The 12,755-nt window shown below is 32.5% G+C and carries 14 protein-coding genes; 7 read left to right on the forward strand and 7 right to left on the reverse strand.

The features are described 5' to 3' along the window. Window positions 1-38 precede the first annotated feature (38 nt). From FHR29_RS09835 to FHR29_RS09845, 3 genes are all read left to right on the forward strand, one after another. On the forward strand, window positions 39-497 hold the full coding sequence (locus FHR29_RS09835) for a hypothetical protein (protein WP_183914276.1): 459 nt from the start codon (window positions 39-41) through the stop codon (window positions 495-497). A 99-nt stretch (window positions 498-596) separates the two neighbouring features. Next, window positions 597-2,390, forward strand: a complete 1,794-nt coding sequence (locus tag FHR29_RS09840; RefSeq protein ID WP_183914278.1) for an erythromycin esterase family protein — start codon at window positions 597-599, stop codon at window positions 2,388-2,390. A gap of 42 nt (window positions 2,391-2,432) precedes the next feature. Next, window positions 2,433-3,509 (forward strand): TlpA disulfide reductase family protein, encoded by a 1,077-nt coding sequence (locus FHR29_RS09845; protein WP_183914280.1) that lies wholly within the window; start codon window positions 2,433-2,435, stop codon window positions 3,507-3,509. A 151-nt stretch (window positions 3,510-3,660) separates the two neighbouring features. Here the strand turns inward: FHR29_RS09845 and FHR29_RS09850 are convergent, their stop codons facing one another. The 3 genes from FHR29_RS09850 to FHR29_RS09860 form a co-directional block, all read right to left on the reverse strand. After that, entirely contained in the window at window positions 3,661-3,891 is a 231-nt protein-coding gene (locus FHR29_RS09850) for a hypothetical protein (RefSeq protein WP_183914282.1), read from the reverse strand. A gap of 71 nt (window positions 3,892-3,962) precedes the next feature. After that, complete coding sequence (locus FHR29_RS09855; RefSeq protein ID WP_183914284.1) at window positions 3,963-4,610, reverse strand: HD domain-containing protein; 648 nt, start codon at window positions 4,608-4,610, stop codon at window positions 3,963-3,965. Between the two features lie 92 nt (window positions 4,611-4,702). Continuing rightward, window positions 4,703-5,794 carry a S41 family peptidase gene (locus FHR29_RS09860; protein ID WP_183914286.1) on the reverse strand — a complete coding sequence of 364 codons (1,092 nt, stop codon included), beginning with the start codon at window positions 5,792-5,794 and terminating at the stop codon, window positions 4,703-4,705. Between the two features lie 397 nt (window positions 5,795-6,191). Between FHR29_RS09860 and FHR29_RS26630 the strand changes: the two genes are divergently transcribed. Continuing rightward, entirely contained in the window at window positions 6,192-6,275 is an 84-nt protein-coding gene (locus FHR29_RS26630) for a hypothetical protein (protein WP_260292260.1), read from the forward strand. Window positions 6,276-6,606: 331 nt separating this feature from the next. Here the strand turns inward: FHR29_RS26630 and FHR29_RS09870 are convergent, their stop codons facing one another. Further along, window positions 6,607-6,885 carry a hypothetical protein gene (locus FHR29_RS09870; protein ID WP_183914288.1) on the reverse strand — a complete coding sequence of 93 codons (279 nt, stop codon included), beginning with the start codon at window positions 6,883-6,885 and terminating at the stop codon, window positions 6,607-6,609. Between the two features lie 888 nt (window positions 6,886-7,773). Between FHR29_RS09870 and FHR29_RS09875 the strand changes: the two genes are divergently transcribed. The 3 genes from FHR29_RS09875 to FHR29_RS09885 all read left to right on the forward strand — a co-directional run bounded on the left by FHR29_RS09875 (window position 7,774) and on the right by FHR29_RS09885 (window position 10,314). Next, on the forward strand, window positions 7,774-8,487 hold the full coding sequence (locus tag FHR29_RS09875) for a CPBP family intramembrane glutamic endopeptidase (RefSeq protein WP_132841744.1): 714 nt from the start codon (window positions 7,774-7,776) through the stop codon (window positions 8,485-8,487). A gap of 287 nt (window positions 8,488-8,774) precedes the next feature. Then, window positions 8,775-9,491: a hypothetical protein gene (locus FHR29_RS09880; protein WP_183914290.1), complete on the forward strand. Its 717-nt coding sequence runs from the start codon at window positions 8,775-8,777 to the stop codon at window positions 9,489-9,491. Between the two features lie 196 nt (window positions 9,492-9,687). Continuing rightward, window positions 9,688-10,314 (forward strand): hypothetical protein, encoded by a 627-nt coding sequence (locus FHR29_RS09885; protein WP_183914292.1) that lies wholly within the window; start codon window positions 9,688-9,690, stop codon window positions 10,312-10,314. Window positions 10,315-10,352: 38 nt separating this feature from the next. Here the strand turns inward: FHR29_RS09885 and FHR29_RS09890 are convergent, their stop codons facing one another. The 3 genes from FHR29_RS09890 to FHR29_RS09900 are packed head-to-tail and all read right to left on the reverse strand — an operon-like array spanning window position 10,353 to window position 12,709. Then, window positions 10,353-11,267: an NAD(P)H-binding protein gene (locus FHR29_RS09890; protein ID WP_183914294.1), complete on the reverse strand. Its 915-nt coding sequence runs from the start codon at window positions 11,265-11,267 to the stop codon at window positions 10,353-10,355. After that, window positions 11,254-11,661, reverse strand: coding sequence for a hypothetical protein (locus tag FHR29_RS09895; RefSeq protein WP_183914296.1), 408 nt, complete (start codon window positions 11,659-11,661; stop codon window positions 11,254-11,256). The genes FHR29_RS09890 and FHR29_RS09895 overlap by 14 nt, the downstream gene beginning before the upstream one ends. 49 nt (window positions 11,662-11,710) lie before the next feature. Beyond that, window positions 11,711-12,709, reverse strand: coding sequence for a DUF6268 family outer membrane beta-barrel protein (locus FHR29_RS09900; RefSeq protein WP_183914298.1), 999 nt, complete (start codon window positions 12,707-12,709; stop codon window positions 11,711-11,713). Window positions 12,710-12,755: the final 46 nt, after the last annotated feature.

Consider the following 12,755-nt stretch of genomic DNA (forward strand, 5'->3'; position numbering starts at 1 on the left):
CAACTTTAAATTTGTGTATTAATAACTAACAATTTAACATGAATAAAGTTAAATCCAAATTATTTAGAAAAGTAAATACTAAAACATTTAATGTTCATCATAAATTTGGTGGAGATTATAAAGACACTCGTAATAGCAAAAAAGAAATATTTGAACAAGCTGTGGGAAAGATGTCTGCTAAAAAAGAGCGAGGTTTAGATTACACACCACTTTACAGATTTTTAATATCCAAAGTTGGATCTGATTGGAATGATATTTTTAGTGAAGCAAAATCTAGGTTAGATAAAGATGAGCCAATATTTGCAATAGTAGCTTTAAAAGAAAACGAAAAGCAAGACTTTGTAAGGATTGGAGAGTCATCCTATTTTTCAGGTCTATATGTTGATAATAACAATATTTTACAATTATGTAATCCTGATCTAAAAGCAAAAGATATGAAACCTTTTTGCGCTTGCTGTACCCATACATTTAATGGAAAACTATTTGGAACGGAATAATTACAGACGTTGCTAAAAAAATTGGTTTTAAAAGTTTAGATTACTTTGATAAAATAGCTATCTTGTGATTACCATATTATAGACTACGACCAAATAAAGATGCAACCATTACAAAAATTAACGCTATTACTCCTACTATCCTGCTGTACACCCATAGTATCCGCACAGACATACTTAAATTTAGATTTCGAAACCATGAGTGGCAATCAGATAAGAAGATGGACCATTCGAAACAATGCGGCAGTTTACACCATAGACAGCGTCGAAAAAGTTAGCGGAAACTATAGCTACAAAATCAGCAAAATAAATCCCAATGAAAAAAGAGATGCTTTTTTTGTAAATATATTACCGCCGGAACTCGTAAAAGGGAAAAATATTATTCTAAAGGGACGAATAAAAACAGAAATTAAAAAAAAGGCCGAAGCAGGTTTATTTCTAGTCGCCTACGATAAAACCGGAAAACCAATTCAGCACGATGAAATGACTGGAAAACGGATTGATCATACATCATCGTGGCAAGAAGTCTGTATTTCAGCCAAAATTGATTCCAATGCCGCAATAGTTTCTATTGGAGGGGCTTGCTATGGTGGAGAGTTGACTGCATGGTTTGACAATTTTGAACTTTTTATTGATGGCAAAAAGTACCTATCTCCGGTACCTAGAACTGCCGCGCTATCTAAAAATGAACTAGCTGTATTAAAAAAATACTGCTATCCTTTAAAGTCATTTGATCCAAATATTGAAACCTATACAGATTTATCTATTCTGAAGCAATTGACTAAAGATGCACGTATCATATCCCTCGGTGAATCGTCTCATGGTTCCAGTGAAATTTTCAAAATGAAACACCGCATCATCAAATACCTCGCTCAACAGGAAAAATTCAACATACTCGCTTTTGAGGCCAATATGCCAGAATCCGCTGAGGTAAATAAAGCGATACTGAAAAAACAATTTGATCAAATTAACCTGATTGAGAAACTACATCTTTGGCCTTGGCATACAGCTGAGGTTCGAAACCTACTGAACTGGGTGCAAGATTATAATCAAGGTCAACCAAAGATTGAGTTTGCCGGTTTTGATATGCAAAATTACAATCAAGCAATGGAAACATTAAAGCAAGCGCTTAAGTCGAATGTTGACATCCAGAAGGATTTATATGAATTTGAATATTTCCTCTCGACAATAGCATATCAATACGTATATGAGAAAGGTAAAGTCTCTTTAACTGACGAACAAATTCACCGTATCGCTGAACTCAATACATCACTAAAAACGATGATTCAAAAAAGTAATAGCAACGCAACAGACAAAGACTGGCTCATACAGAATTTAAGAATTATAGAACAATACCTCGATCAGAAAATTGGGGTTGGAAATCGTGAAGAGAAAAGGGATCGTCACATGGCTGAAAATATGTTATGGCTATCAGCACATCGTCCTGATTCAAAAATTATAGCATGGGCACATAACGGACATGTATCTAAAAGTCACATCAATTTAGATAAAAGTTTCCTTGATTCCCCTAGGGGAATGGGTAGTTATATCGCCGATGTCATTCCTTGTAAATCTTTAGCAATTGGCTTTACTTTTTATGAAGGTTCGTATACGGCTATGGATCCAAACGATATAAAGCCATTCCCTGCAGAAACCGCCTTTCTCGGAACTTATGAACATTTTTTAAATCAAATGGATGAACCGATCTTTATTCTTGATCTTAAGAAAATAAAAGCGGACAAACCTGTCGAATTAGACTGGTTATTGTCAACGCTACCCTTTAGAACCATTGGCGGTAATAAACAAACTGTTGAATTTCGCGACACAAATATTGCCGATGCCTTTGATTATCTCATATTTATTAAAACATCAACAAATTCTCATTTACTAGACTAAATATGGGATTTAACACTATAAACAACGAAAACGGATATTGCAATGAAACTAATTATAATACTTGGCATTTTAATGTCTTCAATTGGAAGTCTCGCTTTTGGTCAGGAAAAAACTACTTTAAATATACTATTTACTGATGGGAAACAGCACAGTGTTAAAATTGAAAAAGTTCTGGGAAATCAATATTATCTAGACTCCTTGCCTGAGAAAGCAATCAATGGAAAAGATATTCTTTTTAATGCTGTTATTCGAAATCCCGCCTACGTGAGTTTTGTTATAGATTCTAATTATCGAACCCATCCTGTTGTATTACATCCTGGCTTAAATATAGTTCAAGCAAGGCTCTTTCAAAATAGGTATCAATTAATAAGACGGGATAAATATTTGGAAGAAAATGCTATGGGCGCCTATAATAATCTTTTTGCTAATAACTATGACATCTATAAATACCTTAGAGATCATCAGTTAGGTAATATGCAGATGAAAGATTCGCTTTTAAATTTAAGTTATAACAATACAGATACGGCTGTAAGTATTATAGCCAAGGACTACTCGAGCTCTTATGTTCCTCTTTATAAAGTAGCCCATCTTTTACCATTTGGAAATCGACCAATTTTTCGTGAAATATATAACGGATTAGACACTAACCTCAAAAATAGTAAGATCGGCCAAATATTGGATTTAGAATTAAAGAAAGCTGAACAGGGATCTATTGGAAACGAGTTTCCAAAGTTTTCTCTGACAAACAGAAATAATGTAGTTACTGATCTTAATACCATTATTAACAATAATAAATTTACCTTAATTGACTATTGGTATAGTAACTGTGGACCATGTATCGCGCAATTTACTGTGCTGGCGGAACTATTTAGAACGCATAAAGAAAATGGATTCTCAATTGTAGGAATTTCAGTAGACCAGGATCAAAAAAAATGGTTGAAAGCAGTTGAAAAATATCAAATACCATGGACAAGTCTGATAGATTCTAAAAAGAATAGTGCAGACTATTTTGGAATAACGGCATATCCCTCTAATTTCCTAGTGGATGCAAGTGGCCAAATTATCAGTACAAATATGACGACAGAATCGCTTAGAAAATTTCTTAAAGAAAATATGTAGTTGATATGAAGAGAACTATTATAAGTCTAAACCAAAAACTCTTCAATTTGCAACTCTCCTCTTAGTGGCATTAATTAGCCAAGATAATATTTTCACAATAAAAGGTCATTGAATCTTCTGCAACAGCTATTTTTTATTTAACTCCCTCTATTTATGCATGAGCCAAATCTTCTATAATTATAGAAGATTCGGCGGAACAAAAATAATAACCTGAATTTATATTAATACTTGATACTTTGTCAAAAAGTATCGTTTTCTCACCAAAATCTGATGATTTACTTTTAATAAGTATTTCCAAATTACTATCCAAAATGGTAAAATTTTCAATAACTATTTGTAAAACATTAAAATGACTTTTTAATATTTCAACTATATTTTTCATGATTTATATTTTAATTTACCAACATGTTTTAGGTTCCAATCCAGATATGGTCAATTGACTTTCCATTTATTTTAATTAAAATTAGTAAGAGCCCGATCACGTATCTCTAATATATCAAATCCTGCTATCTGCAGTTTTTGTTCTGCTTGCTTCTCAATGAGATCTTTTAGTAAAGTGAAGGTTTCATCAAATTGAACGTGTTTACCAATAACAAATGAAAGATCATATTCAATTTCTTCCCAAGTATTTATATCAGCGTGGTTGTGCTGTAATTGCACTTCTAGTTTATCAATTGCATTAGCCACTTTAGCTTCAAATGTACTTTTTTCTTCGAATTCGTAAAATAGATCATATATCTCTTGTCCATTACTTTTACTAAGCATTTCACGTATATTCTCTATAGCCTTTTCTTCATTTTTCAGTTTGATCTTTTTAATCTCTGGATTACGGATTTGATCAAGAACGGATACATCTCCGGCTTCGGCTTCAACAAGATCATGAATAATGATCATCTTCAACAATCTAGCGAGATCAATCTTTTTACCCAGCAAAGGTTCGATTAAAACTGCCATTAGTGACATCCTCCAGGTATGCTCAGCAACACTTTCTTGTCGACCATTGGATAACCAACTATGTCTCAGTTCAAATTTCAATTTTTCCGCTAACTGCAACACCTCTAATATCGCTGATAATTGTTCGATTTTAATTTGGTTAGTCATATTAATTCATGTTATAATTTGGTAACTATTAATTTTTTTAAAAAAGTACTTAGACTTGGCAATAAAATGAGCAATATTAATTAAGCATTTTGTTAGTTGAAGCTATCATTTGCCAAAATCTTAATAGCTTCATCCAAATATTTTTGTTTGTTCTTTTTTATAGCTTGACTCAATTCTTGATAAGTCAGATCTGTTTTTCCTTCCTGTTTTGCATAATCAATATTAAGCTGAATGTCAGGATCAATTCCTTCACCAATTTTATAAATTTTTCCATTTCGGTCCTTCAAAACAGAAGTTGTTAAATTTATAGTAATACCCCCTCCAATATCAATGGGGCTATTGTTAGAGGTCAAACCATTTGTTTTTTGACCTACTAATTTCACATTTTTTTGACCTTTGAAATAAGCTGCAAATAATTCTCCTGAACTAGCCGTTATTTGACTCGTCAGAATTACTATTGGCACATTATTATTCTTAATAATTATAGGTAGGACTTTTTCATATTCTAAGTTTATCAATTGAGCTACTTTTATATCATCAGGACTTGTTTCAATAAACCTTGTAGAAACTTTTTCATCTTTAGTACGACCAAAATATGAATAACCATGATTCACATCAATTAATGTTGGAAAATGCCAAATCATAGACATAATATTTCCGCCGTTATTTTCGGTTAAATCAATAATCCACGCTTTTGGATTTTTAGCATCAAGTTTCTTTAATTGTTTTCCTATTGTATCCACATATTTTCGGTTCTCAAAAAATACCGATGGTATATTAATGTAAGCATATTTATTTTGAAGCATACGATGTTGGAAGTTTTTGGGAGGAAGACCTTCTTGTGCATCTGTAATTGTTCCAATTGCTTTGTAAAAAGCAAACTTGGACTCTTCTGTATTTTCTTCTTGTTTGTTTAGAAATATAACTGAAGAGTGACCATCTTTCAATGTTTTAATGAAAGAAGTTAAATGAGGTTTGAGATCATTAATATCATTAATATTTTTAGTTTTTTCTATAAAATCTGGACGGACTGAGTCCCATTTCACATTCAGACTCACATAAGAATTGGTTTGTACGGAGTCTAAAAATCGTAGTACAATGTTTAGGACATCTTTATTTTGAGCTTGTGCGTTAAAATTCAATAATATAAATGTCGTTACAGCAAATAATAGTTTTTTTTTCATAAAATGGTTCAGTTAAATGTCGAAATTATAAAAATTTTATAATTTTTCACATCATGTGGTTAAATTTATTTCATTAATTTTCAAAAAAAATCATTTTCAATCCTAATTTGTATACGCTTTACAAAAAAAAAGAATAATGAACAGAACATATAATTAGTATTTACATATATGAGCATAGATAAATGAAAATAATTTCCATAAGAAAATCCAGAATATAAAGAGAAAGCAATCCAAAACTTCCAAAACAGTTGATCTCAATTATTCCTAATTATCTATGAAGATTGTATTTCGAACTATATAAATGCTACACAATCATTACGGCAATGATGTCTTCTAGAAAAAGAAAAATAATATTATCGGTTGTGCAGGCTTGATAACGAATGATTCCATTAGCCGAATGGATTTGTATCGATGGTTGTGTGCGCTATTTATTGATGAGCAGTACAGAGGCCAGAATTATGGAAATCTCCTCATTGAATAGTCAAAAACGGATACAAAAAATTTTGGCTTTTCATATCTAAATCTCTCCACCGACCATATCGGATATTATGAGAAATTAGGATTTGATTATATTGTATATGGATACTACCACCCATGGAATGAGGAAACTAGAATTTATCAGATAAAGGTCTAGCTTCCTTACCTCCAGTCTTTTTTACAACTACTGATGAGCCAAAATTTATTAGGATCTTGTGAACTAATAAATTTTGATAATTTACCTCATTTATTTTTCATCTGTACTTCGAAAGCAACTAGGTTATATATAAATGCTAAATAATGATACGAGTATAATTCATTTCATTCTTAATTATTTATTTTTTTATTCTTTTCGCCCCCATAACAGTGACAATTCCTAATAGTAAACAAACTAAAACGTCAACAATAAGATAAATGATGTTAAACAATTTTAGATTCTCACAATGCTCGCATTTACCATCTGTATCTTGATAAAAAACAAAAGGAAAACCAATTTTAGTAATACCATCATGCGAACCACTAAAATCTGCTAAAACAATATTTAAGCAAAAAAACAGGGCACAAAATACAATAACAACCACTTTTATAGATTTTCTATCAAAATTAACTTTCATAACTATTGATCTTTACTAAAAGACAATTAAGAGCATCACCCCATGTACATTTGGCTCGGCTACAATGCTCCTCATGATCGAAATATAATCTGCATTGGTATTATCCTTTAGTTCTTTTTGGTTACGCAAAAAACTAAAGGATAACTACTGCAGTAACCGAGACATTAACTTTTGAAATAGCCAAGCTATAATTGTAGCAGCAAATAAAGATGCGCTAAATACAAAGTTAATTACGTCTAATGGATTAGAAATATCAGCCAGGAAAACAATTAAAACGCTTACTAAAAAAACAATTAGGATTAACTTGTTTGTAGGCATTATAGATCGGGATACAAGGTAATGAATAGTGGCATAAAGCAAGTACATACCAAGAACACTCCCTCCTAGTAAAAATAAAAGCAGGGGTATCATCCCATATTCTCCACCAGGTAATTTCAGCCATGCGCACAATAGATTGCAAAAGAAGAAAGCAATTAGGTACATCAATATTACATGACCACATGAACTTAGAAATCTATTTAACATCTTCATTAATTGGTATTATTGGATAATTAAATCAAGCTTAAGACACATTGTAAAGCATAGACCTATATTCAAATATAGTATAAAGACTATAGATTTTTGTTGTATATTCCTTAAATTCATCTGATTAGTTTTTAAGACGAATAGATCAATCAAAAAATCCTTAAGAATTTTCGTTCTAAAACTTCCTCTGGTACATCAGTATCTGTTTGATCTAATTTCAATTAACCAAAACTTGGTCATATTGAGACAGAGACTTTTATTGAAAACTCTAATAATAAGTATTTTAGAAACGGTCAATTAGAATAAAACTATAAAAATCAAATCACTAAGGCGGGATCTCCCCCATACTTTAAAATAAATTAAATGAATTATATCAAAAATATTTTTTGGTTTTATTTAAAAGCTAGTAAAGAATATATCAAGCAGTTATCCGTTAAACAAAAACTAATAGGTTGCATCTTTCTATTGGTTATGAATTTCGTTGCATTATTTATTTTTGAATTGCTCGTACCTATTCTATTAATCTCATCGGGCTTAATAGATGATTGGCCTCGAATAAAAAACTCTTCAGCTAATCAAAATTTAATCAGTGCCCTTTACCTTGCTTTTCTTATTCCAATTATGGAAGAATTAGTTGGGAGGTTATGGATTGTTTATAATCCAAAATATGTGTCCTGGTCTCTAGCTACTACCTCTGGGATTATTATTTACAAATTATTTGGAAGTAACCCTAATTTGCTTTGGTATGAGAATTATCGCTGGCTTTCTATTTCAATAATAATATCTATTTCTACATTTTACTTTATTAAATCTAAAAATCAAGATTTACTAGAAAAATTATGGAATAATAATCAACGTAAGATTATTATTCTGTCAGCACTTATTTTTTCAATTCTCCATTATAAGCACTATGAAATAAGTTTTGGAATTATATTTTTACTTCCGCTTGTCTTCGCGTTCTATTTCATCAGTGGACTTATCTTGGGATATGCAAGGGTCAGATACGGATTTATATACTGTTGTATCCTTCATATTTTATATAATTCACTTCTTCTATCAATCAAATATATCTCATGAAACATTTAGTATACCAATCATTAGTGAAATAAACTGGTTAAATAAATGGAGAAAGCTTAAAAAACACTGACTGTGTCATTTCCTTAAAAAGCTTTGGAAATTTACCCATTGATCTTAAATTAGTTAAGTCTGAGCCTACATATTCCATATTTAAGAATCTTTGGTTTATTAGACCATATTTTTATATTTATTCGCTGTTCGCAATATACGATGGCTTCAACAGAGTCATTAACGATCCGGCAGCTATAGTAAATAAGTATAAGTAACTTTCAGTTGATTAATATCATATGCCACTTTACACTTCAGGGCCAACCTATGACAGAAATGTTTCAAAACAACGTAAATTACAAAAAATATGTAAACGGTTAAGTGTGCTAAGTGTCATTACAGCATTATGGGTTGCAATGGTACCTGCACCATATGAATTGGCAATATATACCAATATCATAATACCCCTAATGGCTTTGTTAATTGCTAGACTATATAATAAATATTGTAGAATAGATACACAATTATCGCTTAATACGCCTACTGTTTACTACATTATTCTTCTTCCATCTTTGGGCTTGACTATTAGAAGTATAAAAGAATACGACCTACTTAACTACTTCATGACACTACCCTATATTTTTGGTTTTACAATATTGCTGTTATGCATTCTCCTTATTGGAAACAGGGAATACAAATTTCAGCCCTCAACAGTTTACCTGAATGTGATACTTTCATATCTATTTCTATTGGGGTACAGTTATGGAACGATAACCTCATTAAATATTCTGCTGGATAATTCAAATCCCCAGGTATTTCATCCCACTATCTTATCAAAAGATTTTGGTAGTGCAAAAACTTCACCTAAGTTAATGCTATCAGCTTGGGGACCTAAAACGGAGGAGAATAGTATCACGATTTCACGTAAACGATTTAGAGATAGCGAAGAACAGGAAAAGGTAACACTTTATTATTTCACTGGAAGATTTAAGATCCCCTGGTATATACTCGAGTGACCAGAGATATTGCGGTGATAGACTCTCATATCCTTCAATATTTCTTCCGAATATTATCGTTTCGTTAATTTAACACTTTGATTAACAAATATTTACTCACTAGAAAGCATATAAGTAAATTAAAATTGAGAAGAAAAGGCGTAAATTAATAAAAAAATAAGGATTAGATGTCTAATTACAATAATTAAAGCTGATTATGGAAAATATAAATCCTTGGAATTCTATTCCATTAAATGACTACGAACAACATATGGAACATAAAGATGTCGCGCAAGCGCAGTTACTGAATTCTTTAACATACAAATACTTAAAAAAACATAAGCCTGAGAACATCTTATTTTTAGGTATAAGTGGCGGTAATGGACTAGAACATGTTGATACAGATCGAGTAAAAAAAATCTTTGGAATCGATATAAACCAGTCTTATCTCAATGAAAGTCATAAAAGGTTTGGAAATAAAATCAGGCAATTAGAGCTTGCAACGGCTGACATTGGTACTTCAACTAAATCATTCATAAAAGCAGATTTTATTTGGGCAGCTTTAATTTTTGAATACGTCAATATTGAAGGTGCTTTTCAATTTATCGCAAATAATTGCAATAAATATATCAACCTGATCATAACAATACAATCCAATAACGGAACTAATTCTGTTAGTTCTACGGGAATTGAAAGTGTCAAGTCTGTAAAAGATATTTTTAAAAATGTAGATGGAAATGAATTACAAAATACGGCATCAAAATTTGGATTTAAGTTGACTAATTCGGAAGAGAACATACTGCCTAACGGCAAGTCTTTTCTGACCTATGAATTTAACATTTAGATAGGATTGTTGGCCAAATTCATCTTGAAATATGTGCTCTAAAACAATAGCGTCCAGAGAGGCTTTCTTTTAAAAAGATGCCGATATTCTTGCAGGTATTCATCCATAATACGTGGTTTTCTTAGAATTAAGTCAGTAATGGTATCGGTTTCCGGCTCTGGAACCTTAATTGCCAGATCATCAAGTTCAACAATATGCGTAGCCAGCCATCTCGGTAATTTTGATTTTTTTGTTAATTGACTAAATAATTCGTCAGGCGTAATATCTACATATTCGATTTTACAACATGTTATGCGAGATAATTTTGCGGCCATTTCTAGGTTCGAAATAGCCTGAGGCCCCGCAAGAACAATTGACCGTTGCTTTAATTCATCCTTTGCCAATAAACAATTTACTGCGACCGTTGCTACATCACGGCTATCAACGTAATTTCGCTTAGCATGACCTAAAGCGCCATAAATTTTACCAAAATATTGAATTGTTAGCGCATTTCGTTCCCAATTTTGCATAAATGAATGTGGTCTTAAGCAACAGAAATCATCCATATTTTGTGAAAGATAGTCCTCTACTTTACTATGCCATTGGCTTACCTCCACTTTGGCAGGAGACTGAACTACAGGTGCAGACAATTTAACGATTCGTTTTATACCACTTTGTTTGGCAGCATCAATTATGTTAATCTCCTGTTCAACCTGATCTGGAGATGTTGCAGTTAAAAGAAACAATGCATCTGCCCCAATACAAGCTTCTTTAAGTTGACCCCTTGAATTTAAGTCAGCACTTACATAAGTTATATTCGATGGTTGGGTACCTATCAGTACAGGATAAGGTCGTTCAGGACTTCTGAGAACCCCTCTTGCTATACAATCAGAATCTTTTAGTTGACGCATTACTTCTCTCCCAACTGTACCTGTACATCCAAAAACAACTATGGTCGGCTTAATTTTTTTCATTTTTATAATTTTTTATATGTTGACGGATTGTTAGTATTGTTGCACCTAGAAATACTGAAGTTATTATATTAAAACGTTCTGATTGAAGTTTAAATAACGATGTGCACAACATCCCCATACCAATCATTAACAGAATGATCAAAAGGGATCCTACCCACTTTTTTCGCACGAATATCTGTCTCAGCTCGAATTGCCAAAGTATAATAAAGCTCAGTATCGTTGACAGCAGCGAGGATAATCCTATAGTCGTGTAGCTTGCCATCATAAGATCAGTTTTTTGAAGCACAAAAGCTGATATAAAAGACATTAAGGCAGGAAATACATAAGCGGGAATAGCTGCAACCATCAATAAGCGCAGGCTGAAATCTGAAGGGGGACAATCTCTATTTTTCATATGATAGTAAGAATAGTTATTTTCATCTGTGTATTTAATGGATAATTATTTATCTCCTACCAATACGATAGCTCAGTGCAGCTTTTCCATAAGCCATGTTAGAAATAGCGAAATCATTCACTGTCTTTTGTGTGCTGTCGAATAGCTCATAACGATTCAACAGTCCCATTCCACCTTGTACCTGAAGCCAGACCCCTCCCATCAAGTGTTGATGTACCTGTAGGCCGCCATGTATAGTAGAAAACTGCGCGTAATCGACTTCCTTGCCACTATAACCGTGATAATTTTTCAAGTTAAATCGCGTCCAGTCTATTGATCCCGCCAAACCTACCTGTGTGTTTGGACTCACATTATAAAGTACGTTTAATCTAGGCCAATAAAACTGGGCCAACCATTTGTTATTTGTGCTTCGATAATCAATTGATATTCCTGGAGTAATTAAAGTCTTGCCGAAAGAATTTAAGGCATGAACACCAAATCCTATTTCGAGATTCGATGCAGTTCCAAATTTTTTCGATACAGCAAGTATTCCGTCCAGAATCAGATCATCAAAGGAAAGAGATTTTTTAAAATCCGTAGCTAGGGTTGGCATTGCGATTCCTAAAATAGACCATTTTCTCGAAATCGGGTGCCGAATAATAATTACCGATTTTATCTCATGAATTCTTTCAATCCGGTTGGGATCATCAATCGTTTCGTTGTCATAATTGAAATCCATTAAACGATAATTCAAATTACTAAAGATGCTTGTCCTGCCTATTTTTACAGGGGGAATTGGCAGCCATACATCATAGGTATTCAGTTGAAATTTATTTCCTGAACGGGAACTTTCTGGTGGCAGATCTTTGAAGTTAGCTTTACTATGAACAGTGGTGGCAATCCCTCCCACGTCCTGAATGATCTGACTATAGCTTTTATTTGGAAAGAAGAGCGCTAAGATAAGAATACAAAAATATGGCCATTTGGCTATGACTTTGTATTTACAATAAAAGGTAATTTGGAGGCCAGTCCTGATACCGAAGTTTCTAATAGAAATTAATGTTTTCATTTTCTTTGGATTTAATAATACAAAGGTGGACTGAAAACAAGAATTG

It is taken from the genome of Sphingobacterium sp. JUb56 (assembly GCF_014191365.1).
GTDB lineage: Bacteria > Bacteroidota > Bacteroidia > Sphingobacteriales > Sphingobacteriaceae > Sphingobacterium > Sphingobacterium anhuiense.